The 26313-nt window shown below is 66.5% G+C and carries 23 protein-coding genes, 1 tRNA gene and 2 pseudogenes; 15 read left to right on the top strand and 11 right to left on the bottom strand.

The genetic code is table 11. From position 1 onward, the window contains the following. The first annotated feature begins 22 nt into the window (after positions 1-22). Both B7G54_RS27880 and B7G54_RS27875 read left to right on the top strand, forming a co-directional pair. Complete coding sequence (locus B7G54_RS27880) at positions 23-319, top strand: prevent-host-death protein (protein WP_244289442.1); 297 nt, start codon at positions 23-25, stop codon at positions 317-319. Positions 320-344: 25 nt separating this feature from the next. Then, positions 345-599 carry a hypothetical protein gene (locus tag B7G54_RS27875; protein WP_085041984.1) on the top strand — a complete coding sequence of 85 codons (255 nt, stop codon included), beginning with the start codon at positions 345-347 and terminating at the stop codon, positions 597-599. Between the two features lie 9 nt (positions 600-608). Here the strand turns inward: B7G54_RS27875 and B7G54_RS39840 are convergent. Continuing rightward, positions 609-842 (bottom strand): annotated as a pseudogene (locus B7G54_RS39840) (uracil-DNA glycosylase family protein); the annotation flags it as partial. 155 nt (positions 843-997) lie between these two features. Between B7G54_RS39840 and B7G54_RS27865 the strand changes: the two are divergent. Beyond that, positions 998-1693, top strand: coding sequence for a P-loop NTPase family protein (locus tag B7G54_RS27865; protein ID WP_085041983.1), 696 nt, complete (start codon positions 998-1000; stop codon positions 1691-1693). A gap of 84 nt (positions 1694-1777) precedes the next feature. Here B7G54_RS27865 and B7G54_RS27860 read toward each other — a convergent pair whose 3' ends face one another. From B7G54_RS27860 to B7G54_RS27845, 4 genes are all read right to left on the bottom strand, one after another. Next, positions 1778-2254, bottom strand: a complete 477-nt coding sequence (locus B7G54_RS27860; protein WP_085041982.1) for a DNA-deoxyinosine glycosylase — start codon at positions 2252-2254, stop codon at positions 1778-1780. Beyond that, positions 2254-2835 (bottom strand): chorismate--pyruvate lyase family protein, encoded by a 582-nt coding sequence (locus tag B7G54_RS27855; protein ID WP_085042083.1) that lies wholly within the window; start codon positions 2833-2835, stop codon positions 2254-2256. Before B7G54_RS27855 ends, B7G54_RS27860 begins: the two co-directional genes overlap by 1 nt. 8 nt (positions 2836-2843) lie before the next feature. After that, a complete protein-coding gene (htpG, locus tag B7G54_RS27850; RefSeq protein WP_085041981.1) occupies positions 2844-4742 on the bottom strand; it encodes a molecular chaperone HtpG in 1899 nt (632 codons plus the stop codon). A gap of 156 nt (positions 4743-4898) precedes the next feature. Then, complete coding sequence (locus B7G54_RS27845; protein ID WP_085042082.1) at positions 4899-6359, bottom strand: aminotransferase-like domain-containing protein; 1461 nt, start codon at positions 6357-6359, stop codon at positions 4899-4901. A 231-nt stretch (positions 6360-6590) separates the two neighbouring features. Between B7G54_RS27845 and B7G54_RS27840 the strand changes: the two genes are divergently transcribed. The 7 genes from B7G54_RS27840 (at position 6591) to B7G54_RS27805 (ending at position 14936) form a co-directional block, all read left to right on the top strand. Then, positions 6591-7283, top strand: a complete 693-nt coding sequence (locus B7G54_RS27840) for a VOC family protein (RefSeq protein ID WP_085041980.1) — start codon at positions 6591-6593, stop codon at positions 7281-7283. Positions 7284-7338: 55 nt separating this feature from the next. After that, positions 7339-8247, top strand: coding sequence for a DMT family transporter (locus tag B7G54_RS27835; protein WP_085041979.1), 909 nt, complete (start codon positions 7339-7341; stop codon positions 8245-8247). 151 nt (positions 8248-8398) lie between these two features. After that, positions 8399-9580, top strand: a complete 1182-nt coding sequence (locus B7G54_RS27830; RefSeq protein ID WP_085041978.1) for an aminotransferase-like domain-containing protein — start codon at positions 8399-8401, stop codon at positions 9578-9580. 40 nt (positions 9581-9620) lie between these two features. Next, a complete protein-coding gene (locus B7G54_RS27825) occupies positions 9621-10079 on the top strand; it encodes a RidA family protein (protein WP_085041977.1) in 459 nt (152 codons plus the stop codon). A gap of 13 nt (positions 10080-10092) precedes the next feature. Beyond that, complete coding sequence (locus B7G54_RS27820) at positions 10093-10974, top strand: PhzF family phenazine biosynthesis protein (protein ID WP_085041976.1); 882 nt, start codon at positions 10093-10095, stop codon at positions 10972-10974. 220 nt (positions 10975-11194) lie between these two features. Continuing rightward, complete coding sequence (locus tag B7G54_RS27810) at positions 11195-13534, top strand: bifunctional diguanylate cyclase/phosphodiesterase (RefSeq protein WP_085041974.1); 2340 nt, start codon at positions 11195-11197, stop codon at positions 13532-13534. Positions 13535-13730: 196 nt separating this feature from the next. Continuing rightward, the gene (locus B7G54_RS27805) at positions 13731-14936 is read left to right on the top strand and encodes a chromate transporter (RefSeq protein ID WP_085041973.1); all 1206 of its coding nucleotides are present in this window, start codon (positions 13731-13733) and stop codon (positions 14934-14936) included. Between the two features lie 54 nt (positions 14937-14990). Here B7G54_RS27805 and B7G54_RS27800 read toward each other — a convergent pair whose 3' ends face one another. After that, the gene (locus B7G54_RS27800) at positions 14991-15437 is read right to left on the bottom strand and encodes a multidrug/biocide efflux PACE transporter (RefSeq protein WP_085042081.1); all 447 of its coding nucleotides are present in this window, start codon (positions 15435-15437) and stop codon (positions 14991-14993) included. Positions 15438-15550: 113 nt separating this feature from the next. On the opposite strand from B7G54_RS27800, the gene B7G54_RS27795 reads away from it, so the two are divergent. Beyond that, the gene (locus tag B7G54_RS27795; protein WP_085041972.1) at positions 15551-16435 is read left to right on the top strand and encodes a LysR family transcriptional regulator; all 885 of its coding nucleotides are present in this window, start codon (positions 15551-15553) and stop codon (positions 16433-16435) included. Between the two features lie 48 nt (positions 16436-16483). On the opposite strand, the gene B7G54_RS27790 is transcribed toward B7G54_RS27795, so the two are convergent. From B7G54_RS27790 to B7G54_RS27765, 5 genes are all read right to left on the bottom strand, one after another. After that, on the bottom strand, positions 16484-16942 hold the full coding sequence (locus B7G54_RS27790; protein ID WP_085041971.1) for a CopD family protein: 459 nt from the start codon (positions 16940-16942) through the stop codon (positions 16484-16486). Between the two features lie 250 nt (positions 16943-17192). After that, positions 17193-19514 (bottom strand): DNA topoisomerase IV subunit A, encoded by a 2322-nt coding sequence (gene parC, locus B7G54_RS27785; RefSeq protein WP_085041970.1) that lies wholly within the window; start codon positions 19512-19514, stop codon positions 17193-17195. A 69-nt stretch (positions 19515-19583) separates the two neighbouring features. After that, positions 19584-21566: a DNA topoisomerase IV subunit B gene (locus B7G54_RS27780; RefSeq protein ID WP_085041969.1), complete on the bottom strand. Its 1983-nt coding sequence runs from the start codon at positions 21564-21566 to the stop codon at positions 19584-19586. Between the two features lie 242 nt (positions 21567-21808). Further along, the gene (locus tag B7G54_RS27775) at positions 21809-23758 is read right to left on the bottom strand and encodes an ATP-binding cassette domain-containing protein (protein ID WP_085041968.1); all 1950 of its coding nucleotides are present in this window, start codon (positions 23756-23758) and stop codon (positions 21809-21811) included. Between the two features lie 314 nt (positions 23759-24072). Then, positions 24073-24477 (bottom strand): DUF4399 domain-containing protein, encoded by a 405-nt coding sequence (locus B7G54_RS27765; protein WP_085041967.1) that lies wholly within the window; start codon positions 24475-24477, stop codon positions 24073-24075. Between the two features lie 200 nt (positions 24478-24677). Here B7G54_RS27765 and B7G54_RS27760 point away from each other — a divergent pair, with 200 nt between their 5' ends. The 4 genes and pseudogenes from B7G54_RS27760 to B7G54_RS27745 all read left to right on the top strand — a co-directional run. Continuing rightward, on the top strand, positions 24678-24860 hold the full coding sequence (locus tag B7G54_RS27760) for a rubredoxin (protein ID WP_006398668.1): 183 nt from the start codon (positions 24678-24680) through the stop codon (positions 24858-24860). Positions 24861-25019: 159 nt separating this feature from the next. Then, a tRNA-Arg gene (locus tag B7G54_RS27755) sits at positions 25020-25094 on the top strand. Between the two features lie 163 nt (positions 25095-25257). Beyond that, positions 25258-26091, top strand: a pseudogene (locus tag B7G54_RS27750) (tyrosine-type recombinase/integrase); the annotation flags it as partial. Positions 26092-26162: 71 nt separating this feature from the next. Next, a partial coding sequence (locus B7G54_RS27745) for a transposase (RefSeq protein WP_133059229.1) occupies positions 26163-26313 on the top strand: 151 nt, incomplete at its 3' end.

Here is a 26313-nt window from a genome sequence, read left to right as displayed (position 1 = left end):
TCGTGTTTGAGGAAGTTGCCCGATGAATACCGCCACCTGTCCATCCATCCCCGCCGATCCTGAACTGCTCACCGTTGCCGAACGCGGCCTGCGTGACGGCGAAACGCCGTCAAGCTTCGTCGAGCAATTGATCGGTGAAGGCATCGCGTGTGGCCGGCTTCGAAGCGAGTTCATCGCACGTGGCATTGCAGCCCGCGACGAGGCGCTATGCACGGGCCGGTATGTTTCGTCATCCGACGTGCTCGCGTGCGGCTGGAACGCCGGCTCGACGCGATGGGTGTTCGCCAGCGACACACTCGCTGACAAGAAGCCCGCGTAACAATCATCCGACGATGAGGAACCACATGGCCTCGAACGACAAGAAGATCTGGTTTCCGGCCAAACGCTACGGCTGGGGCTGGGGATTGCCTGTCGCGTGGCAGGGCTGGGTCGTGTTGTTGCTGTTCGCGATCGGGGTCATTGCAAGCGTGTGGCTGCTGCCGCCGCGCCGGTCGCCGATTGCGTACGGTGCCTGCATCGTCGCGTTGGTCGCGCTGCTGACCGCGGTGTGCTGGATCAAGGGAGAGACGCCCAAATGGCGATGGGGCAAGGACGATTGAGCATCAGGCGCGATATGCTCGCTTGCCCGATCGGCAAGTGAATTCGAACCTCCGCAACGACGCGAAGTCGTTCGGCTTCGCATTGCGAATCGCGGAATCGAGACTGCGTTGCCGATGGCAGGCATCGAGCACGTCCCGGATGCCGATGCCGTGCGACAGCACGCACTCGAGGCGCGCGTCATACGCAAGCTCGTGCAGCCCGGGCTCACCGAGCACCGCACCGAGCAACCGCCAGAACCGATTGATATTTTGTCCGGTTTGACACCCCTGTCGATCACACAGCATGCTGCTGCCACGCACGCATTTCGTTTCGACGTGAGCTGTTTCGTCGTTACGTCACCGAAACCGGCTAACGTCGGTTTCAGCCACACCAGCTCCACCACACGGGATCCGTAAGCATGAGCCACATCCACTTCATCGGCGGGGAAAAAGGCGGCGTGGGCAAATCGCTCGCCGCTCGCGTGCTAGCCCAGTATTTCATCGATCGGAGCGTGCCCTTCCTGGGCTTCGATACCGACCGATCGCATGGCGCGCTGCTGCGGTTCTACTCCGACTTCGCCGCGCCTGCCGTTCTCGACCAGCATGACAGCCTCGATCCCGTCCTGGAATCGGCCGTCGAAGATCCGCAGCGACGCATTCTGGTCGATCTCGCCGCCCAGACGCAGCGGGCACTCGCCGAATGGCTCGACGATTCGGACGTGTTCGGTTTTGCCGAAGAACACAACCTCACGCTCACGTGGTGGCACGTCATGGACACCGGACGCGATTCGGTCGACCTGTTGCGGCGGTGGCTCGACGAGTTCGGCGGACGAATCAAGCTGATACTCGTGCTAAACGAAGTGCGCGGCGATCGTTTCGAGATTCTGGAGGCATCCGGCGAGCGCGAACGGGCCGAAGGGCTTGGCGCCAGCGTGATAACGCTGCGCCGCCTGCCCGATACGACCATGCAGAAGATCGATCGACAGAGCGCCAGCTTCTGGGCGGCAGTCAATCATCCGGACCGTGCCGCCACCGGGCTCGGCTTGCTGGAGCGGCAGCGCGTCAAGGTATGGCTGCATCGCACATATGCGGAACTGGACGGGGTCACGTTGTAGGCTGATCCCACTCCGCGCGCGGTGCATGGGGAGTGATCCGGTCCCACGGCAAGCAGCGAGCGAGGAAGCCCGCTGCCTGACACGCTACAGGTTGATCGCGCGCCAGAGTTGCAATTTCTGCTCGAACGACAACATCGCATTCGCCGGGCTCGACGACGGCAGCACCAGCGTTTCATACCCGGCCTGCCCGATCACGTCGGCAAAGCGCCCCGCTGTCTTCCCGTTGAAACACACCTTCTTCAGCAACGGCGCATGCTCGCGCAACGACGCGAAGTCGTTCGGCTTCGCATTGCGAATCGCGGAATCGAGACTGCCTTGCCGATGGCAGGCATCGAGCACGTCCCAGATGCCGATGCCGTGCGACAGCACGCGCTCGAGGCGCGCGTCATACGCAAGCTCGTGCAGCCCGGGCTCGCCGAGCACCGCACCGAGCAACCGCCAGAACTGGTTGCGCGGATGCGCGTAGTACTGCGCGGCATCGAGCGACGCCTCGCCCGGAAAGCTGCCGAGAATCATCGTGTGCGTGTTCGGCCCGACGACCGGCGCAAAGCCTTGCAGCATCACGCGGCTCCGCGCGGCCCGTCGCCATGCGCGTCGAGATGGCGCCACAGCGCCGGCAGCATGCACTCGGTGACCATCAACGGCTTGCCGTGCCGCTGGAACACCGAGCGCCGCGCGACGAACGCGTGTGGCGCCCGCGCACCCTGCAACGCATGGCTCGCGAGCGCATACAGCGGATGACCGGCGATCACGCGCCGGCTGACGAGCGCCGAGCGCTCGACCTGCGGATCGCTGTACAGCAGCTCCGCGAGCGGCCGCGTGCGCAACCGCCGCATCGCCTGCCATACCCCCTTGCTGGCCGCGAGCGGCGCGATGCTGTGCGCGGCGACGTACGGCGTGCCGTCGACCGACAGGATCACCTCGCGCACCCACATCGGCGCGCGCGGCGCACTAGCGAGCGCGTCGGGCTCGTCGAACCACGGACAGTCGACGGCCTCGCGCGTCACGCGCACGCTCACGCTGCCGAGCCGCGCGAGATGCGCGGTCAGCGAACCGCCGCGCGTCAGCCAGTCGCGCTGGTCGAGCGTGCAGCCGGGCCGGGGCATTGCGCGCCAGCCCGCCTGTGCGCCGTCGAATCGGATCCGCGTGCTCACGCAGTGCGCGACAGCAGCAGCGCGTTGGTTCGCTTCACGAAGCTCGCCGGATCGTCGAGCATCCCGCCTTCGGCCAGCAATGCCTGGTCGAACAGCAGATGGCACCAGTCGCCGAAGTTGGCGCTCTCGGCGTTCAGCTGCTTCACGAGCGCGTGCTCCGGGTTGATCTCGAGGATCGGCTGCATCGCCGGCGCGTTCTGACCAGCCGCTTTCAGCATCCGCTGCAAGTAGCCGCTCATGTCGTTGTCGTCCGCGACGAGGCACGACGGGGAATCGGTCAGGCGGAACGTGACGCGCACTTCCTTCACCTTGTCGCCGAGCGCTTCCTTCATCTTCTCGACGACCGGCTTGATCGCCTCGCCCGCCTGCTCCTGCGCCTTCTTCTCCTCGTCGTTCAACTCGCCGAGGTCGAGATCGCCGCGTGCCACGCTCGCGAGCGGCTTGCCGTCGAATTCATGCAGGAACGACAGCATCCATTCGTCGACGCGATCGGTCAGCAGCAGCACCTCGACGCCCTTCTTGCGGAACACTTCCAGATGCGGGCTGTTCTTCGCGGCCTGCCACGTATCGGCGGTCACGTAGTAGATCTTGCTCTGCTCCGGCTTCATGCGCGACACGTAGTCGGCGAGCGACACGTCCTGCGCATCGGTGTCGCCGTGCGTCGATGCGAAGCGCAGCAGCTTCGCGATGCGCTCGCGGTTCGCGTGATCCTCGCCGAGGCCTTCCTTCAGCACCTGGCCGAACGCGTTCCAGAACGTCTTGTACTTCTCCTTGCCGGCATCGTCTTCCGCGTTCGCGAGTTCCTCGAGCATCGACAGCGCGCGCTTCGTCACGCCTTCGCGGATCGCCTTCACGTCGCGGCTTTCCTGCAGGATTTCACGCGACACGTTCAGCGGCAGGTCGGCCGAATCGACCACGCCCTTCACGAAGCGCAGGTATTGCGGCAGCAGCTGCTCGGCGTCGTCCATGATGAACACGCGCTTCACGTACAGCTTCAGGCCGCCGCGGTAGTCGCGGTTCCACAGGTCGAACGGCGCGTGCGCCGGCACGAACAGCAGCTGCGTGTATTCGCTGCGGCCCTCGACGCGGTTGTGCGTCCACGTGAGCGGATCCTGGTGGTCGTGCGCGATGTGCTGGTAGAACTGCGTGTACTGCTCGTCGGTGACGTCGCTCTTCGAACGCGTCCACAGCGCGCTCGCCTGGTTGACGGTCTCGTCCTCGTCCTTCACGACCATCTCGCCCTTTTCCTGATCCCACTCTTCCTTCTGCATCAGGATCGGCAGCGCGATGTGATCGGAATACTTCTGGATGATCGACTTCAGGCGGTGCGACGACAGCAGCTCGTCCTCGCCTTCGCGCAGGTGCAGCGTGATCGTCGTGCCGCGCTGCGCGCGCTCGATCGCGTCGATCGTGAAGTCGCCCTCGCCCGCGCTTTCCCAGCGCACGGCTTCGTTCGCCGGCAGGCCGGCGCGGCGCGTCTCGACGGTGATCTTGTCGGCAACGATGAAGCCCGAGTAGAAGCCCACGCCGAACTGGCCGATCAGCGCCGCGTCCTTCTGCTGGTCGCCGGACAGCTTCGTGAAGAATTCCTTGGTGCCCGAGCGCGCGATCGTGCCGAGGTTCGCGATCGCCTCGTCGCGGCTCATGCCGATGCCGTTGTCGTCGATCGTGATCGTGCGTGCGGCCTTGTCGAAGCCGATGCGGATGCGCAGGTTCGGATCGTTCTCGTACAGCGCGTTGTCCGCGAGTCCTTCGAAACGCAGCTTGTCGGCCGCGTCGGACGCGTTCGACACCAGTTCGCGCAGGAAAATTTCCTTGTTGCTGTAGAGCGAATGAATCATCAGGTGGAGAAGTTGCTTGACCTCTGCCTGAAAGCTCATCGTTTCGTGTGCCATGGATACTGTTTCCTCTTACTTGAACTTGAATGGTGTGGCGCGGGCGCCCGGCGCGCGATGCCGGAGGGCCCGTCAAGGACGACCGCCTGGCGCAAGCGGTTTGCGCGGGTATCTGGGGCCGGGCGACCGGATTTCAAGGGGCGGCGTGCCGCCCCGTCACGACGCGCGCCGCGCCGCCGACTCGATATAGCGCGCGAGAAAACCCGGCAGCGCCGGATCGCCGCAGTTCGCGACGTTGAAGCGCGTCCATGTCGACGACGACTGCTGAGGCGAGAAGAGGCTCCCCGGCGTCAGCAGGAATCCTTCCTCGTGCGCGGCGGCCGCGAGCGCGTCCGAATCGACGCCCGTGTCGGCCCACAAGAACATCCCGGCTGCCGGCATCGTGAACAGCCGCAGCCCGGTGCGCTCGAGCATCCGCGCGGTCTTGTCGCGCACGCCGTCGAGTCGCGCGCGCAAGCGCTCGACGTGGCGCCGGTAATGCCCTTCGGTCAGGATCTTGTAGAGCACGCGCTCGTTGAGCTCCGGCGTCGTCATCCCGACCAGCATCTTCTGGTCGGTGATCGCCTTCGCGATCTCCGGCGCGCAGGCGACATAGCCGACCCGCAGGTTCGCCGCGAGCGTCTTCGAATAGCTGCCGAGATAGATCACGCGCTTCAGCTGGTCGAGGCTCGCGAGTCGCGTGGCCGGGTAGCTCGGCGGGCACAGGTCGCCGTACACGTCGTCCTCGACGACGAGAAAGTCGTACGCCTCCGCGAGCTTCAGGATCCGGAACGCCTGCGCGGCCGACAGCGACGTGCCGGTCGGGTTCTGCAGCACCGAATTGATCACGAGCATCTTCGGCCGCCACATCTGCACGAGCGTTTCCAGCGCGTCGAGATCGGGCCCGTCGGGCGTATAAGGCATGCCGACGAGCTGCGCGCCCTGCGACGCGAAGCGGCCGAACATCTGGAACCACGCGGGATCGCCGACGATCACCGCGTCGCCCGGCTGCACGTAGATGCGCGAAATGAGGTCGATCGCCTGCGTGATGCCCGACACCATCACCAATTGCTCGGGCTTCGCGCCGATCTCGACTTCCGCGAGCCGTGTCTGCAGTTGCTGGCGCAGCGGCAGGAAGCCCTGCGGCGTGCCGAAGCCGAGCATCTGAGCGCCGGACTGGCGCCCGAGCGCGCGCAGCGAGCCGGTGATCAGCTCGCCGTCGAGCCAGCGGCCCGGCAGGTAGCCGAGACCCGGCCCCTTTTCCGGGCTGGCGGTGTGCAGCATGTTGCGCAGCAGCCAGACGACGTCGATCGTGTTGTGCACGGGCGCGGCCTCCGCCACGCGTGCGACGCCGTCGGCCGGCTGCGGGCCCGCGGCCGTGCGCTCGCGCACGTAGAAGCCCGAGCCGCGCCGCGAATCGAGGTAGCCCTGCGCAACGAGGCGCTCGTAGGCTTCGACGACGGTGAAGCGCGACACGCTCTTGTCGAGCGCGAGCTTGCGGATCGACGGCATCCGCATGCCGGGCCGGAACACGCGCTCGTCGATACGCCGTCGCGCCCACTGGACAAGCTGGTCGACGAGCGTGAGCGTGGCCGTATCGTGCGGCGCGGGAATCTGGGCGAGAGGAACGGTGGACACGGGCGGCAACTCCAACTGTACCGAAGGCTATCGCACCGATTGTACCGTTACTGTGCCGGTGCCGACGATTACAGTTGACCGGAATGGCGACCGTGCGGCCGTCGTTCCGGCTCCGCCGCACCTGGCGCCGCGCCCACCGGCCTGCATCGCAGGCCGGCACGCCGGCCGGTCCGGCCACCGCCCGGCGCATCGCCCGCCCACCATGACACTTTCGCTTCCCGACCGACGTTCATGCCAGCCCGCTCCCTGACACTCGACCATCTCGTGATCGCCGCGCGTACGCTCGACGAAGGCGTCCGCCACGTTACCGACGCGCTCGGTATCGAACCGGCCGGCGGCGGCCGCCACCCGCTGATGCGGACCCACAATGCGCTGTTCGGCGCGTGGGGCGGGCTCTATCTCGAAGTGATCGCGATCGACCCCGACGCGCCGGCGCCGAGCGACGGAGCGGAGCCGCCCCGCGCGCGGCTGTTCGGGCTCGACGATCCAGCCATGCAAGCGCGGCTCGCGCAAGGCCCGTTTCTCGCGCACTGGGTCGCGCGCGTCGACCGCCCGCGCCAGCTCGCGCTGTGGCAGCGCCAGTACCCGGCGCGCATCGCGCCGGTCGTCGCGATGCGGCGCGGCGACCTGGGCTGGGGCCTCACGGTGCCCGACGACGGCGCGTTCCCCGCATGGCAAGGCGCCGGCGACGGCCTCGCGCCGTCGCTGATCCAGTGGGACGGCCCGCGCCATCCAGCCGAATCGCTGCCGGATAACGGCGTCGCGCTGAAGTCGCTCAAGGGTGTCCACCCGCGTGCGGATACGATCCGCGAGCAGCTCGACTGGCTCGGTGCCGGCCATCTGCTCGATGTCGAAACCGGCGACGGCCCGCCCGCGCTCGTCGCGGAATTCGACACGCCGCAAGGCGCCCGCACGCTGCGCTGACCGCCCGGCCGCCGCTTCGATCACACGAACTCAGCAATACGGAGACACCCAGTACATGAATTCGCGCGAAACCCGGGGCATGCTGCTCGGCCTCATCGGCGTCATGATCTTCAGCCTGACGCTGCCGATGACGCGTATCGTCGTCTCCGAACTCAATCCGCTGCTCAACGGGCTCGGCCGTGCACTCGCCGCCGCAGTGCCGGCCGGCCTGCTGCTGTGGTGGCGCCGCGAGCCGCTGCCGACCCGCGCGCAACTGAAAAGCCTCGCGATCACGTCGGCCGGCGTGATCATCGCGTATCCGGTGTTCTCCGCGTGGGCGATGAAATCCGTACCGGCCTCGCACGGCGCGGTGGTCAACGGCCTGCAGCCGCTGTTCGTCGCGCTGTACGCGGCATGGCTGTCGCACGAGCGGCCGTCGAAGGCGTTCTGGGCCAGCGCGGTGGCCGGTAGCGCGCTCGTGATCGCGTTCGCGCTGCGCGACGGCGGCGGCACCGTGCAGGCCGGCGACGCGCTGATGCTCGTCGCGGTCGGCATCGGCGCGCTCGGCTATGCGGAAGGCGCACGCCTCGCGCGCCAGATCGGCGGCTGGCAGGTGATCTGCTGGGCGCTCGTCGTGTCCGCGCCGTTCCTCGTGCTGCCGGTCGGCTGGCTCGCCTGGATGCAGCATGCCGCGCATCCGGGCCCGCTCGCCCTGCGCACGTGGCTCGCGTTCGGCTACGTGACCCTCTTTTCGCAATTCATCGGCTTTTTTGCGTGGTATGCGGGGCTCGCGATGGGCGGCATCGCGCGCGTCGGCCAGGTGCAATTGCTGCAGATTTTCTTCACGATCGCTTTTTCAGCCCTGCTGTTCGGCGAAACGGTCACGTCGTCGACTTGGCTGTTCGCAGCCGCGGTGATCGCCACCGTGGTGCTCGGGCGCCGCTCGGCGGTCGCCACCGCCGCGCAACCGGCTCGCGCCGGCTGAACAGGTGCGCCATAATGGACGTTTTGCCTGATCGGTTTGCCCACCCGGCCGCGAAGGCTCGATCGCGCTCGCGCGTGCCCACCCGGCCGCGTCGAAGCGATTTGCCCGAACGACCTTTCTTGACTGACCACGATATCCGAACGAGGAGACTATGAATCCGAGCGACCTGCATCCGCCGCACTGGCAGCTTTCCGAGCGCGCCCGCAAGCTGACGAGCTCTGCAATCCGCGAAATCCTGAAGGTCACGGAACGCCCCGAGGTCATCTCGTTCGCCGGCGGCCTGCCCGCTCCCGCGACGTTCCCGGCCGAGCGCATGCGCGCCGCCGCCGATCGCGTGCTGCGCGACGCGCCGGCCGCCGCGCTCCAGTACAGCGCGACCGAAGGCTACCTGCCGCTGCGCGAATGGATCGCCGAGCGCTACAGCGTGCGCGTGTCGCAGGTGCTGATCACGACCGGCTCGCAGCAGGCGCTCGACCTGCTCGGCAAGGCGCTCGTCGATCCGGGCAGCCCGATCCTCGTCGAAACGCCGACCTACCTCGGCGCACTGCAGTCGTTCTCGCTGTACGAGCCGCGCTACGTGCAGGTGCCGACCGACGAGCAGGGCCTGCTGCCGGAAGGCCTCACCCCCGAACTCACGCAAGGCGCGCGCCTGCTGTACGCGCAGCCGAACTTCCAGAACCCGACCGGCCGCCGCCTGCCCGTCGAGCGCCGCCGCGCACTTGCCGCGTTCGCGCAGTCGAGCCCGTTCCCGGTGCTGGAAGACGATCCGTACGGCGCGCTGAACTACCGCGGCGAGCCGCTGCCGACGATGCTGTCGATGGCGCCCGATCACATCGTGCATCTCGGCACGTTCTCGAAGGTGCTCGCGCCGGGCCTGCGGATCGGCTACATCATTGCGCCCGAAGAACTCCACTTCAAGCTCGTGCAGGCCAAGCAGGCCACCGACCTGCACACGCCGACGCTCACGCAGCGCATCGCGCACGAAGTGATCAAGGACGGCTTCCTCGACGAGCACATCCCGACGATCCGCGAGCTGTACAGCGCGCAGTGCGACGCGATGCTCGGTGCGCTCGAGCGCCACATGCCGGAAGGCGTCACGTGGAACCGGCCGGAAGGCGGGATGTTCATCTGGGTGAACCTGCCCGCGCAGATCGACGGCATGAAGCTGCTCGCCGCGGCCGTCGACAACCACGTCGCCTTCGTGCCGGGCGCGCCGTTCTTCGCGGACAACGCGCAGCAGAACACGCTGCGCCTGTCGTTCGTGACGGTGCCGCCCGAGAAGATCGAGGAAGGCGTCGCCCGCCTCGGCAAGCTGATGCGCGAGCGCCTCTGACCCTTTTTCCTGTCACGACTCTCTACGAGGAATCGAACACATGGCTAACGTCTACGACAAACTGAAGTCGCTCGGCATCGAGCTCCCGATCGCCGGCGCACCGGCTGCCGCCTACGTGATGAGCGCGCAAAGCGGCAATACGGTCTACCTGTCGGGCCACATCGCGAAGAAGGACGGCAAGGTCTGGGCCGGCAAGCTCGGCGCGGATCTGCAGACGGAAGACGGCAAGGCGGCTGCCCGCTCGATCGCGATCGACCTGCTCGCGACGCTGCACGCACACACCGGCGACCTGAACAAGGTCACGCGCATCGTCAAGCTGATGAGCCTCGTCAACTCGACGCTCGACTTCACCGAGCAGCACGTCGTGACGAACGGCGCGTCGGAACTGATCGCGGAAGTGTTCGGCGACGCGGGCAAGCACGCGCGTTCGGCATTCGGCGTCGCGCAGATCCCGCTCGGCGCGTGCGTCGAGATCGAGCTGATCGCCGAAGTGGCATAACGGGCGCGCCGCGATGTCCGGTCGTCTCGTCCGCTTCAAGCAGGTCGACGTGTTCACGTCGGTGCCGTTCAAGGGCAATGCGCTCGCCGTGGTGTTCGACGCCGATTCGCTCGGCGACGACGACATGCTCGCGATCGCCCGCTGGACGAACCTGTCGGAAACGACGTTCGTCTGCACGCCGACCGATCCGGGAGCCGACTACCGCGTCCGGATCTTCACGACGGAGGGCGAACTGCCGTTCGCCGGCCACCCGACGCTCGGCACCGCGCATGCGTTCCTGGAAAGCGGCGCGCAGCCGCGCACGCCGGGCCGGCTGATCCAGCAGTGCGGGGTCGGCCGGGTCGCGCTGCGCGAACAGGCCAGCGGCTGGGCGTTCGCCGCGCCGCCGGCACGCGTCACGCCGCTCGACCGTTCGGACTACGCGGCGCTGGCTGCCGCGTTGCGCAGCGACGCGATCGACCTGGAGGCCGAGCCGTGCGCGGTCGACAACGGCGCGCCGTGGCTCGTCGTGCGGCTGAAGTCGGCCGACGCGTGCATCGGCCTGTCGCCCGATCCCGCCGCGCTGGGGGCGCTCACCCACCGCTACGGCACGGACGGCCTCGCGGTCTACGGGCCGCACGCCGAAGGCGGCCCCGCGACGTTCGAAATCCGCTGCCTGATGACGGGCGGCAACTTCGGCTTCGGCGAGGATCCGGTCACGGGCAGCGCAAATGCGGCGCTGGCCGGGCTGCTGACGCGGCAGGAACGCCGCCCCGGCCAGTCGTATACGGCCCGCCAGGGCACGGCGATCGGCCGCGACGGCCGCATCTTCGTCAGCTACGACGAAGACGGCACCACGTGGATCGGCGGCGATGTCGTCACGGTCGTCGACGGCACCTTCCGGTCACCCGCCTGACATTTCGCGATGTGCGATGGCGCCGGCCCGTCCGGCGCCCCTTTTACGATTCGCCCAGCTATCGCAAAAACGTTCCAGCCAGTAATATCGGGCCTAATCCGTTGTTTCGGAGGTCTGTCCATGGTTGCGTGTCCCGCGAACGAACAGACGCCGGGACAACCCGAACCATAGCCGGCCATCCATGCGGATGGCGCACGCGAGCAGGACGCCACCCTCTTCGATGAGCTCCGCCCGGTCCAATCACACGCCGCCGACCCGGCCGATACGCGCGCCGCGCAAATCGCGCCGGCGCGCGCTTTTTGCGATCCCGCTGCTCGGGATGCTGGCGCTCGCGCTGCTGTGGGCCGTGATCATCGCGCGTCTGTCGGTGGAAAAAGACAGCGCGTACAAGGAAGCAGCGGCTTCCGCGGCGATCCTGTCCTCCGCGCTCGAGCAGCATACGGTCAAGGCGATCCACCAGGTCGACCAGATCACCCGCTTCGTCAAGTTCGAATTCGAGAAGTCGCCCGCGCGCTTCAACCTCGCGAGCGCCGTCGAGAAAGGCGTCGTGCCGAGCGACACGCTGATCCAGGTATCGCTCGTCAACGCGAAGGGCATCCTGTTCGCGAACACGGCCGAGCTTCATCCGCAGCCGATCAACCTGTCCGACCGCGAGCACTTCAAGGTCCACCTCGCGCACAACGACGACCGCCTTTTCATCAGCAAGCCCGTACTCGGCCGCGTGTCGAGCCACTGGACGCTGCAGATGACGCGGCGCCTGAACAACCCGGACGGCAGCTTCGCGGGCATCGTCGTCGTGTCGGAAGACCCGAGCTACTTCACGAACGACTTCTACAACAACGCGGCGATCGGCAAGGAAGGCGTGATCGCCGTCGTGTCCGACACGGGTGCCGTGCTCGCGCGGCGCACGGGCTCGGTCAGCAACGCGCCCGGCGCGTTTTCGGCGTCGGGCGTCTACCCGATCGCCGAGCGCGTGACGGGCACGATCATCGACCCGATCGACGGCGTGACGCGCATCGTGTCGTACCGCCACCTCGACGGCTACCCGCTCGCGGTGATGGTCGGGCTGTCGCAAACCGAAGAATTCGCGGACTACTACCACACGCGCAACGTCTACCTGCTGATGACGAGCTTCATCACGCTCGCGATGCTCGCGTTCTTCGGCGTCGCGACGGGCCTGATCGGCAAGCTGCTCGGCCGTGAGCGGGAAATGACGCAGCTCGCCGAATACGACCTGCTCACGGGCCTCGCGAACCGCTACGCGACGCTGCGCGGGCTGCGCAACGACGTGTCGATGCCGACGAGCCTGTCACGGCTCGGGCTGCTGTTCATCGATCTCGACAATTTCAAGACCGTCAATGACACGCTCGGCCACAACGCCGGCGACATCGTGCTGCAGATGACCGCGTCGCGCCTGTCCGATGCGGTCGGCGACGAAGGCTCGCTCGCGCGCATCGGCGGCGACGAGTTCGTCGTGGTGATGAAGGGCGACGACGTCGAGCGGCGCGCGGTGCGGCTCGCGGAAGCGATCATCCGGATGTTCGGCGAACCGTTCGACGTGCGCGGCAGCTCGTTCGTGCTGCATGCAAGCATCGGCATCGCGCTGCACTCCGTCGCAAACGAAAGCGAGATCGACCTGCTGAAGAAGGCCGATCTCGCGATGTACAGCGCGAAGGACGCCGGCAAGAACTGCTACCAGTTCTATGCGCCGCACCTGTCGCATCGCGCCGACCACCTGATGCGCTGGGAACAGCAATTGCGCGTCGCGCTCGCCGAGGGGCAATTGTTCCTCGCGTACCAGCCGAAGATCGACCTCACGCACCGCCATATCACCGGCTTCGAGGCGCTCGCGCGCTGGGATCACCCCGAGCACGGGATCATCTCAGCGAACGAATTCATTTCGATCGCCGAATCGACCGGCCTGATCGTGCCGATCGGCGACTTCGTGATCCGCACCGCGTGCGAGCAGATCGCGCGCTGGCGCGACGAGGGCCACGACACGCTGACGCTCGCGGTCAACATCTCGCCGGTGCAGTTCTGGCGCGGCGACCTGATCGAGACGATCTCGCGCACGCTGCAGGAAACCGGCATCGACGCGAACCGGCTCGAAATCGAGATCACCGAAACCGCGATGATGGAATATCCGGAGCTCGTGTCCGAGAAGATCGTCGCGCTGAAGAAGCTCGGCATCCGGATCGCACTCGACGATTTCGGCACCGGCTATTCGTCGCTGTCATACCTGCACCGCTTCTCCGTCGATACGCTGAAGGTCGACCGCTCGTTCGTGCAGGCGATCCCGAACGATCGCAGCGTGTGCGTGATGGTGTCGTCGATCGTGCATCTCGCACGCTCGCTCGGCCTGACCGTCGTCGTCGAAGGCACGGAAACCGAGGAGCAGATCACGTGGCTGTCCGCGCTCGGCGAGATCGAGGCGCAGGGCTTCCTGTTCTCGCGACCGGTACCGGCCGACGCGATTCCCCCGCTGATCGCACGCTTCGGCGTGCGCGGCGACCCGCGGAACGTGATCGTGCACCGTGCGACGGGCAGCACGGGCGTGTGAGCGCGCTGCGGCCGTGACGCGCGTTGCGCGCGCCGTCATTGTTTCGTTTTCCGATCTGATTGATTCGTTCGTGAACTAGCGTTTTCGCGCATGGCAGTGTCACGGTGCGCGGCGGACAATCAGGAGGGCCGACGTGTCGGCGGGCCGCCGGCATGGCCACACGCGAGAGATCGGGCCCCGTGCCCACACCACTAACATGACCACCGCCGAAATCGAAGCGACCGCTGATATCGAACAGGCACAGGCGTCCCTGTGGGACCTGTTCAAGGTCGTCGCCAGCATTTCGGCAGTCTCGTGGGGCGGGCTGTCGATGATGGCGCAGCTCGAACGCCACTACGTGGAACGGCTGCGGCGCATCGAGCCCCACGTATTCGGCGACCTCGTTGCGCTTGCCTGGCTCGTGCCGGGCCCCGTCGGCTGCAATGTGGCGATACAGGTCGGCCAGATACTGCACGGCCGCATCGGCGCATGGATCGCCGGCATCGCGAGCGTGCTGCCGTTCTCCATCCTGATGACGCTGTTCGCGATCTTCTATCGCACGCCGCTCGTGCGCTCGCTGGCCGCGCCGATGCTGATCAATCACTTCGGGATGGTGCTCGCCGCGCTGATCGGCGTCACGTGGGTCAAGCAGCTGCGCTCGCTCGCGCGCACGCGACGCGAACAGCTGATCGCCGCAATGTCGACGATTCTGCTCGGTTTCGCGCATAATCCGGCCGCCTTCGTCGGGATTCTTTTCGCTGCATTCGCAGCGGGCTGGCTGACGGGCCCGCCGCAACGCGACGCAGTCGATGTCACGCTGTCGACCCGCGACCGCAACCTCCTCGTGCTGCTCGGCGTGCTCGTCACGCTGTTCGCGGTGCCGCTGCCCGGCGATTACCAGGCGACGCTGCTGTGGCCGCGCCTCGCCGGCGCCGGCATGACACTGTTCGGCGGCGGCTTTTCCGCGCTGCCCGTGCTCAAGACGCTGTTCGTCACGCCGGCAACGGGCATCTCCGATCACGACTTCACGCTTGCGTTCGCGCTGTCGCCCATCGCGCCGGGGCCGTTGCTGAACGTCGTGCCGTTTCTCGGGTACCTGACCGACGGCTGGGTCGGTGCACTGCTCGCGACGGCCGCGCTGTTCATTCCGTCGGGGTGCCTCGTCGTGTTTGCGCAGAACCACCTGTCCCGGCTCAAGCGCCATTCGCGCTTCGAGCACGGGATGCGCCTGCTGCGCGCGGCAACCACGGGTTTTCTCGTCGTCGCCGTCGTGAGGATCCTGCATCGCGAGCCGGCCGATCCCGTTTACTGGCTGACTGGCGTCTTCGCGACGCTGTGCTTCGCGCGCTTCAAGGTGCCCGTCTATGCCGTGTACGGCACGGTCGCGGTTGCGTGCGGCGTGTGGCTGGCCGCCGCGCGCTGACGGGCGACTGCCGCCGCCCCGCCGGGCTCTGCCGGCATTCGCCCCCGCCCGTCCTCAACCTGCCTGCACCGCGACCCGGCGTGCCATCCAGCGGGCGCGCAGCGCGTCGTATGCGAGGTTGAAGCAGAACGTGTAAGGCAGGAAGAACAGCACGATGCCGAGGTCGAGCAGCAACGCCTCGACGAGGCTCACGTTCAGCCACCACGCAGCAACCGGCACCACCATCGCGACGAGGCCGAGCTCGAACATGACCGCATGCGCGATCCGCATGCCGAGCGTGCGCGTCAATCCCGCCCGTCGCTCGATGCGGTCGAACAGCGTGTTGAACGCCATGTTCCACGCCATCGCAATCAGCGACACCATCACCGTCAGCACGCCGACGTGCGACACCGGCATGTCGAGCAGCCACGCGCCGATCGGCGCGCACAGCGCGATCGCGACCAGCTCGAACGTCAGTGCATGCAGCAGCCGTTCCGTCACCGTTTTGTTGACCTGTTTCATGATTCCCTCCGATTCGTCTGCTTCGTTCATGGTCGCCATTTTGATCGGCGTAACCGTATGAATCCAGTTTGATATCATCGGTTTTACCGATATAACGCCGCCAGGAGCGCCGCATGCGCCACGCCCCCGAAGCCCTGCTCGCATTTGCCGAAGCCGCGCTGCTCGGCTCGTTCACGGCCGCCGCGCGCAAGCTCGGCAAGCGCCAGTCGACCGTGTCGGAGGCGATCGCGAACCTCGAGATCGATCTCGGCGTGCAGTTGTTCGACCGCTCGACGCGGGCGCCGACGCTGACCCACGCCGGGCGCGCGCTGCTGCCGCAAGTGCAGCGCGCGCTCGAGGCCGGCGCGGCGATCGACCGCACGGCCGCGCGGCTCGCGCGTGGCGAGGAAGCGCGGCTGACGCTCGTCGTGTCCGATACGTACCAGTCGAAGCGCTACGAGGAAACGTTGATGGCGCTCGAACGGCGCTTTCCGGCGCTCGAGCTCGAATGCCAGATCGCCGAGCACGAGGACGTGCTCGACCTGATCCAGCAGGGGCGCGCGCAGCTCGGGCTGATGGCCGCGCGCGCGGCCTACCCGGCCGATATCGGCGCGGCGACGATCGCGGAGGAATCGGAGATCGGGCTGTTCGTCGGCCGCACGCACGCGCTCGCCGAATACGGCGACGCCGACGTGCCGCACGCCACGCTGCGCGACGTGCGCGAACTGCGCCTCAATACCTATGTGAAAACGGAAGGCCGCAGCGCCGACGACCGGATCGTCGTCGGCACGCAGCACTGGCTGGCACCGAGCTACCTGATGCTGCTGGAGATGGCCGTGCTGGGGTTCGGCTGGGCCGAACTGCCGCGCTGGATGGTCGACCACTTTGCACGCGATCGCCTGTGCGAACTGCGCGCGCGCGGCTGGCCGCGCCGCGTGCGGGTCGATGCGGTCTGGTCGCGCAACCGGCCGCTCGGCCCGGTCGGCTCATGGCTGCTCGATGCGATGCTGGCCGCGTAGCGGCGCTGGCCGCCGCACCGGCGGCCAGCGCCCATCGGCTCCGGTCAATCAGAAGCCGCGCGACAACACTGCCGCGCCGATCGTGACGACGCCGAGCACGAGGTTCACGAGGACGAGCAGGCGCACGGTATTCACCGCGCGGGCGCCATCCGGCCACTTCTGCGCCTGCACCGCACGGCGGATGCGCGGGAACAGCGCGAACCGGATATGCCCGAAGATCAGCATCATCACGACGCCGAGCCCGGCCATCGCGTGCAGCGACCAGGTCGCGTGCGCACCGCCGAACTCCACGAGCAGGAAGCCGCCGGACAGCAGGATCACGATCACGGAGCCCGATACCCAGTTGAAGAAGCGGCCGAACACGCCTTCGATCAGCGGCAACCGAAGCTGCGGCGACAGGTCCGACAGCGCCGGACGCAGGCAGAAGTTGGCGAAGACCATCCCGCCCACCCACACGGCGACGGCCAGCAGATGAAGAAACAGCGCGACGGAGACAGCATGGGACATGACGGCAATCCTGTGAGGAGTTGGGTGCGGCGAACGGCCGCGTCGCACGCGGCATCGAGCGACGTTCGACCGGATTGTCGCTGCGCGGTTCAGACCCCAGGCGCGATTTCACACTATTTTGCAAGTTCCGCGTAACAGCGCCACGCTTGCTTACCCGAATCTCCACGCCAAAAGAAAAGGCCGCACGTCCGCCGAAGCGGAGGTGCGGCCTTCGATCGCGGCCGAACCGGCCGATCGAGCGCGCGTCGCGTCAGCCGAGCAGCGGACGCAGCTCGTTGACGACCTTGAGCTTCGTCTCCGGCACGCGGCCCTTGCGTGCGCGCTTGCCGACGTGCGGCGCAAGCCCCGCATACGACAGCGTCTCGTCCTGCGCCTTGCCGCCGCGGCCGGTGCCGATCAGCACGACGCCCGCCGGATCGATCGCGAGTGCCTGAACGAGCGTCTCCTTGTCGTCGAGCGCCATCAGGATCACGCCGCGGCCGCCGCCGGACAGCGTCTTCATCTCGTCCATCCCGAACACGAGCAGGCGGCCGCCGCTCGACAGGCACGCGACCTGCGTCGCGTTCGGCAGCACGGGCATCGGCGCGAGCGGCACCGCGCCCGTGTCGATCGTCATGAATGCCTTGCCGGCCTTCACGCGGCTCACCATGTCGCCGACCTTCGCGAGGAAGCCGAAGCCGTTGCTCGACGCGAGCAGCAGTTGCTGGTCGGCCGGCGCCGCGTAGTAGTGCATCAGGTGCGAGCCCGATTCGAGCTCGATCAGCGACGTGACCGGCACGCCGTCGCCGCGGCCACCCGGCAGCACCGACACGTCGACCGAGTACACGCGGCCGCTGCTGCCCCATGCGATCAGGCGGTCCGGCGTGCGGCACTGGAACGCCGCGTACAGGCTGTCGCCGGCCTTGAACGAGAAGCTCGCCGGGTCGAGTCCGTGGCCCTTCAGCGCCCGCACCCAGCCCTTCTGCGACACGACCACCGTCACCGGCTCGTCGACCACCTTCGCCTCGAACGTCGCGCGCTTTTCCTGCTGGATCAGCGTGCGGCGATCGTCGCCGTACTGCTTCGCGTCGGCCTCGATCTCCTTGATCATCAGCCGCTTCATTGCGCTTTCGTTCGCGAGCAGCTCCTCGAGCTTCGCCTTCTCGTCGCGCAGCGCTTCGAGTTCCTTCTCGATCTTGATCTTCTCGAGACGCGCGAGCTGGCGCAGGCGGATTTCAAGGATGTCCTCGGCCTGCCGGTCGCTGAGGCCGAACGCGCTCATCAGCGCGGCCTTCGGCTCGTCCGATTCGCGGATGATGCGGATCACCTCGTCGATGTTCAGGAAGACGATCATCCGCCCTTCGAGGATATGGATGCGGTCGTCGACCTTCGCGAGACGATGGCGGCACCGGCGCGTCATCGTCAGCTGGCGGAACTTCACCCATTCGTCGAGGATCGTCAGCAGGCCCTTCTGGCCCGGCCGGCCGTCGGCACCGATCATCACGAGGTTCAGCGTCGCGTTCGATTCGAGGCTCGTGTACGCGAGCAGCGTGTTCACGAATTCCGTCTGGTCGATCGTGCGCGACTTCGGCTCGAACACGAGTCGCACCGCCGCTTCCTTGCCCGACTCGTCGCGCACCGCGTCGAGCAGGTCGAGCATCGCCTTCTTCGTGTTGAGCTGCTCGGGCGTCAGCGTCTTCTTGCCGAGCTTGAGCTTCGGATTCGTCAGTTCCTCGATTTCCTCGAGCACCTTCTGGCCCGACGTGCTCGGCGGCAGCTCGGTGACGACGAGCTGCCACTGGCCGCGCGCGAGATCTTCGATCTTCCATTTCGCGCGCACCTTCAGGCTGCCGCGGCCGGTTTCATAGGCCGCCGCGATTTCGGTGTCGCTCGAGATGATCTGGCCGCCGCCCGGGAAATCCGGGCCGGGAATCAGGTTCATCAGCTCCGCGTGCGTGAGCTTCGGGTTGCGGATCAGCGAAACCGCCGCCGCCGCGACTTCACGCAGGTTGTGCGACGGGATCTCGGTCGCCAGGCCCACCGCGATGCCCGACGCGCCGTTCAGCAGCACGAACGGCATGCGGCTCGGCAACGTCTTCGGCTCCTCGAACGAGCCGTCGTAGTTCGGCATGAAGTCGACCGTGCCCTGGTCGATCTCGTCGAGCAGCAGCTTCGCGATCGGCGTGAGGCGCGCTTCCGTGTAACGCATGGCCGCCGCGCCGTCGCCGTCGCGCGAGCCGAAGTTGCCCTGCCCGTCGATCAGCGGGTAGCGCAGCGAGAAATCCTGCGCGAGACGCACGAGCGCGTCGTACGCCGACTGGTCGCCGTGCGGGTGGTATTTACCGAGCACGTCGCCCACGACGCGCGCCGACTTCACCGGCTTCGCGTCCGGGCCGAGGCCCATTTCGTTCATCGCGTAGAGGATCCGGCGCTGCACCGGCTTCTGGCCGTCGCAGACGTCGGGCAGCGCGCGGCTCTTCACGACGCTGACCGCGTAGCTGAGATACGCCTGCTCCGCGTAGTTGCCGAGCGTCAGCGCGTCGTTCTCGGGCGCGTCGGGGCTGGCAAAGAGATCGGAAGTGTTGTCGTCCATCTGAATTCCGTATTCGTAAGTGGCGTGAGGCCGGGCCGGGCGTCGTGCCCGGCCGCGCAGGTGCTCGGCTTAGATGTCCGCTTCGACGTCGTTGCCTTTTTCCTCGAGCCAGCCGCGCCGCGCGGCTGCCTCGCCCTTGCCCATCAGCATCGTCATCCGCGCGACGGTCGCCTCGTAGTCGAGCTCGCCGAGCTTCACGGGCATCAGGCGGCGCGTATCGGGGTTCATCGTCGTGTCCCACAGCTGCTCGGCGCTCATTTCGCCGAGGCCCTTGAAGCGGCTGATGCTCCACTGGGTCTCGCGCACACCGTCCTTGCGCAGCTTGTCGAGGATCGCTTCGAGCTCGCCGTCGTCGAGCGCATAGAGTTTCTGCGCGGCCTTCTTGCCGCGCGCGGGCGCGTCGACGCGGAACAGCGGCGGCCGCGCGACGCACACATGGCCGCGCTCGATCAGTTGCGGGAAATGCTTGAAGAACAGTGTGAGCAGCAGCACCTGGATGTGCGAGCCGTCGACGTCCGCGTCCGACAGGATGCAGATCTTGCCGTAACGCAGGTTCGACAGGTCGACGCTTTCATCGGGGCTGTGCGGATCGACGCCGATCGCGACCGAGATGTCGTGCACCTCGTTGTTCGCGAACAGGCGGTCGCGCTCGGTTTCCCACGTGTTCAGCACCTTGCCGCGCAGCGGCAGGATCGCCTGGTATTCCTTGTCGCGGCCCATCTTCGCGGAGCCGCCTGCCGAGTCGCCCTCGACGAGGAACAGTTCGTTGCGCGCGATATCTTCCGTCTCGCAGTCGGTCAGCTTGCCGGGCAGCACCGCGACGCCCGAGCTCTTGCGCTTCTCGACCTTCTGGCCCGCACGCGTGCGCGCCTGCGCCTGCTTGATCACGAGTTCGGCGAGCTTCTTGCCGTGCTCGACGTGCTGGTTCAGCCACAGCTCCAGTGCGGGACGCGAGAACGACGACACGAGCTTCACCGCGTCGCGGCTGTTCAGGCGTTCCTTGATCTGCCCCTGGAACTGCGGATCGAGCACCTTCGCGGACAGCACGAACGACACGCGCGCGAACACGTCTTCCGCGAGCAGCTTCACGCCCTTCGGCTGCAGGTTGTGCAGTTCGACGAAGCTTTTCACCGCCTGGTAGAGGCCGTCGCGCAGGCCGGATTCGTGCGTGCCGCCGGCCGGCGTCGGGATCAGGTTCACGTACGACTCGCGCACGAGCGAGCCTTCCTCGCTCCATGCGACGACCCACGACGCGCCCTCGCCTTCGGCGAAGGTGTCGTCGCCCGAACGCGAATCGGCGAAACGCTCGCCCTCGAACAGCGGGATCAGCAGCTCGCTGCCGTTCATTTCGTCGAGCAGGTAGCCGCGCAGGCCGTCTTCATATTTCCATGTCTGGCGCTCGCCCGTCTTCTCGTTGACGAGCACGACCTCGACGCCCGGCAGCAGCACGGCCTTCGAGCGCAGCAGGCGCTGCAGTTCGCCGAGCGGCAGGTTCGGCGAATCGAAGTACTTCGGATTCGGCCACACCTGCACGCGCGTGCCGGATTTCTTCTCGCCGCGGCCCGCGCCTTGCGTTGCAAGCGGCTTCACGACATCGCCTTCGGCGAAGCCGAGCTCGGCGATCTTGCCGTCGCGCCAGACCGTCACGTCGAGGCGCGTCGCCAGCGCGTTCGTCACCGACACGCCGACGCCGTGCAGGCCGCCCGAGAACGTGTAGGCGCCGCCCGCGGCCTTGTCGAACTTGCCGCCTGCGTGCAGGCGCGTGAATACGATCTCGACGACCGGCACGCCCTCTTCCGGGTGCATGCCGAACGGGATGCCGCGGCCGTCGTCCTCGACCGATACCGACTGGTCGGCGTGCAACGTGACCGTGATCTGCTTGCCGTAGCCGCCGAGCGCTTCGTCGGACGCGTTGTCGATGACTTCCTGGATGATGTGCAGCGGATTCTCGGTACGGGTGTACATGCCGGGACGCTGCTTGACCGGCTCGAGACCCTTGAGCACCTTGATCGATGCTTCGCTATAGGCCGCGCTGGGTTTCTTCGTTGACATAGGCGCTGAATTTCGTCATTCATCGGGACGTTGTCCACACCTGGTGTGGATAACGTCGTGGACAAAACGTTGAGTTCCGTAAAAAAGCGAATCGAAACAACGGTGTGCTTGGACTGCTCCGAAAGCGGGCGCGCGGCGTGCGCTGCGCTGCCCGGGACGCGCGGTATTTTACTGGTTCCGCGTGGCACGCCAATCGCGGAATCGCGCGCAGCGGCCGCCCGCCGCGCGACGCGCCGTGCGTATCACGCCGGCTTGCGCTTCGCCTCGAGCGTTTCCCATCGTTCGAGCGCGGCGAGCAATTCGTCGTCGATCGCCGCGAACCGCTCGGTCAAGCGCGTGCCTTCCTGCGGATCCTTCGCGAAAATCGAACCGTCTTCGAGCCGGGCATTGATCGTCTTCTGCTCCGCTTCGAGCGCGGCGATCTTCTCCGGCAGCGAATCGAGCTCGCGCTGCTCGTTGAACGACAGCTTCACCGTGCGTTGCGCGTTGCGGCCCGCGGCGCTCTTTGCCGGTTCGTCCTTCACCGGCGCCGCTTCCTTGACCGCGCGCTTCGCGGCTTCCTGCTGCGCGAGTTGCTCCGATCGCTCGCTCTGGACCTGCCAGTCGGTGAAGCCGCCGACATATTCGCGCCACTTGCCGTCACCCTCGGCCGCGATCACCGACGTCACGACGTTGTCGAGGAACGCGCGATCGTGGCTGACGAGCAGCACCGTGCCGTCGTAGTCGGCCAGCAGTTCCTCGAGCAGTTCGAGCGTCGGGATATCGAGGTCGTTGGTCGGTTCGTCGAGCACCAGCACGTTGGCCGGACGCGCGAACAGGCGCGCGAGCAGCAGCCGGTTGCGCTCGCCGCCCGACAGCGACTTCACCGGAGAACGCGCGCGTTCCGGCGCGAACAGGAAATCGCCGAGATAGCTCATCACGTGCTTGCGCACGCCACCGATCTCCACCCATTCGCTGCCGGGGCTGATGGTATCCGCGAGGCTCTTTTCCTGGTCGAGCTGCGCACGCATCTGGTCGAAATACGCGACCTGCAGGTTCGTGCCGGTGCGCACCGTGCCTTCGTCCGGCTTCAGTTCGCCGAGAATCAGCTTGAGCAGCGTCGTCTTGCCGGCGCCGTTCGGGCCGATGAAGCCGATCTTGTCGCCGCGCATCACCGTCGTCGAGAAGCGATCGACGACCGTGCGGCCGCCGTAGCGCTTCGTCACGTCGGTCAGCTCCGCGACGATCTTGCCGGACTTCTCGCCCTGCGCGACGTCGAGCTTCACGTTGCCCTGCGCGTTGCGGCGCTCCGCGCGGTCGTTGCGCATCTGCACGAGCCGCGCGATGCGGCCGACGCTGCGCGTGCGGCGCGCTTCGACGCCCTTGCGGATCCACACTTCTTCCTGCGCGAGCAGCTTGTCGAACTTCTCGTTTTCCACGCGCTCGACTTCGAGCTGCTGTGCCTTGCGCGTCTGGTACGCGGAGAAATTGCCCGGGTACGACAGCAGCCGGCCGCGATCGAGGTCGACGATGCGCGTCGCGACGCGGTCGAGGAACGCCCGATCGTGCGTGATGAACAGCAGGCCCGCGCGCTGCGCGACGAGCAGCTCTTCCAGCCAGCGGATGCCGTCGAAATCGAGGTGGTTGGTCGGTTCGTCGAGCAGCAGCACGTCGGGCTGCAGCACCAGCGCGCGCGCCAGCGCGACACGCTTCTGCATCCCGCCCGACAGCGCGTCGACGGGCGCGTCGACGTCCGCCAGGCCGATCTGCGCGAGCGTCATCGACACGCGCGTGCGCCAGCTCCACGCGTCGTGCGCGTCGAGCGACGACTGCAGCGCGTTCATCCGCGCGAGCAGCGCATCGTGTTCGGCGCCTTCGGGTATATCCGCGAGGCGGTGTGCGATCAAATCGTATTCTTCGAGCAGTTCGCGCGTGTGTGCGAGCCCCGACGCGACTGCATCGAACACCGTCGCGCCCGGCTCGAATTCGGGCTCCTGGGGCACATAGACGGTCACGAGCTCCTGCTGGCGCGTGACCAGCCCGTCGTCGGGCTTCGCGAGCCCGGCGACGATCTTCAGCAGTGACGACTTGCCCGCGCCGTTGCGGCCGATCAGGCCAACGCGCTCGCCGGCTTCCAGCGAGAAATCCGCGTGATCGAGCAACGCGACGTGACCGAACGCGAGCTGCGCGCCGGTAATGGAATAGAGCGACATGGGGAGACGGCGAAGAGAGAAATCGGAAGCGCCCATTGTACCGGTCGCGGGCGCCGCCACCGGCATGGCCGGACGGATAAGGCCGGCAAACGGGTTGAGACGCGGATTGGAACGCGCTTTTGACGGCAGGCAGGCGGTGTCCATCAAGCGCATCGACACGATGCGATGGCACACCGGGCGCGGCCAGCTTCCGGTAGCGGGCGCCGGTCGCGGGTTCTGGGTGAAAGGGCCACCGCCGGCCGGATGCCTGCGGCCGGCCGAACGACCATTCCGCGCCGGACGCCTCGGGCGCCCGTACGCGGCACGCGCGATTACTACTTCACGTTGACGGAGATCGTCGAGCTCATTTCGGGACCGTACGACCGGTGCGCGCCGTCGCCGAACTGCAGCGTCAGCGTATGCTGGCCGGGCGGCAGCTTGATCTCGGTTTCGGTTTGCGCCCTGCCGAAGTGCAGCGAACGTTCGCCGGCAGGAATCACGTCGCCCTTCGGAATCGGCCGGCCGTCGATCAGCAGGTGATGATGGCCGGTATTCGGCGTCATGTCGCCGGCGGGCCGGAGCTCCATCCCTTCGAGCCCGAACTTCACGTGCACCGGGTTCGACACCGTCGCGCCCTCGCTCGGCGCTTCGAAAAACACGCGCGCCTCGGCCCGCGCCATCGTCGACACGGCCATCGCCGCCACGCATACCGCACCTGCGATCCACTTTCTGTTCAGCATCGCATTCTCCTTATGATTGGACAGCCCGGGAAGCATACACCGCACGCACGGCATATGTGTTTCGGTTGCATTGTTCGCGATGCGTACGTTTAAAACGACGTTGCGGAGCCGTTCGACGAAATTCCGGTACCATTGCGCCTTTCGTCCGCCGGCCAGGCTGCGGACGGCATCACCGAATTTCCATTTTTCCCGAGCACCAAATGAGCGAAGTAACCGAATACCAGAGCTGGGTCTGCCTGATTTGCGGGTGGGTCTACAACGAAGCGGAAGGGCTGCCCGACGAAGGCATCGCGCCCGGCACCCGTTTCGCCGACATTCCCGCCGACTGGCGCTGCCCGCTGTGCGACGTGGGCAAGGAAGATTTCGTCGTCGTCGATTTCTGATTCGCTGATTCGCTGGTTTTCTGGTCGCGACTGATGTCGCGATCGCGCGCGTCGGCGTGCATTCCGCCCCGCCGACGCGCCGCGCGTTTGCTATACTCTGCGCGCTGTCCACACCGCCGTCCGGCTCGCGCTTTTTGTGCGTGTCCCCCGGACATGGCTCTCCCCGTAGTTCAATGGATAGAACAAGCGCCTCCTAAGCGCTAGATACAGGTTCGATTCCTGTCGGGGGGACCAGTCATGCCCCAAACCATCCCCAAGATTCACAAGAAATCCCCCGCTCAGGCCCGTCTGGCGGACCTCTCGCGCCTATCGTTACCCAACGTTGCTCAGTGACAGCCAGAGAAAGTGTTGGTATTTTTGTTGGTATCAGCAGATACCAACAACACAGATACCAACAATGCCTCTCACTGACGTGCAGGTACGGAACGCGAAGGCCAGCGCGGCCCCGTACAAACTCACGGACGGCAACGGAATGTTCTTGCTCGTCCAACCGAACGGCGCGAAGTACTGGCGCTTCTCGTACCGCTTCCTTGGCAAGCAAAAGACGCTCGCCCTCGGCGTCTATCCGGCCGTCTCGCTCGCGACGGCACGGAAGAAGCGCGACGAGGCACGCGAGCAGATCGCGGCCGGCGTCGATCCGGGCGAAGCGAAGAAGGATGCGAAACGGGCCGCCGAAATCGCGGCGGCAAACTCGTTCGAAGCGGTAGCGCGCGAGTGGTACGACTCGCAGCGTCCAGGCTGGAGCAACGGCTACGCGGAGAAGGTGCTGAATTCGCTTGAGGTCGACGTCTTCCCGAAAATCGGCCCTCGCCCGATCGCGGAGATCGACTCGCCACAGATGCTCAGCATCGTGCGCGAGGTCGAGGCGCGCGGCGTGCGCGAGACGGCGAAGCGGATTCTCCAGCGCTCTCGCGCGGTATTCCAGTACGGGATCATGACCGGACGATGCTCCAGGAATCCGGCGGCCGACATCGATGCGCAGACGGTCTTGAAGAAGGGACCGGGCGTGCAACACATGGCCCGCGTTAAGGCGACGGAGATTCCGCAACTCATGCGCGACATCGACGCTTACCAAGGCGACCTAGTCACGCGGCTCGCGCTCCGCCTGATGGCACTGACCTTCGTGCGAACAACGGAAATGATCCGTGCAGAGTGGTCGGAGTTTGACGAGGCCGCCGCAGAATGGCGCGTTCCGCCTGAACGCATGAAGATGCGCGACCCGCACATCGTGCTGACCTGAGACGATTCTTGTAGCCATGCGGCAAGTGAGTTCTCTTTTATCCTAGAGACAAGGAGAACTCGATGAAGAAGCGATTTACCGACGAGCAGATCATCCGCATCTTGCGCGAGGCCGAGAGCCGGGATGAACCGGTGAAGGATCTATGCAAGCGCCACAACATCTCGGAACAAACGTTCTATCGTTGGCGCAACAAGTTCGGCGGCATGGATGTGG

Source organism: Burkholderia puraquae (assembly GCF_002099195.1).
Classification (GTDB): Bacteria; Pseudomonadota; Gammaproteobacteria; order Burkholderiales; family Burkholderiaceae; genus Burkholderia; species Burkholderia puraquae.
Note: the sequence above shows the minus strand (reverse complement) of the source record. Positions and strands in the feature narration are given on the sequence as shown.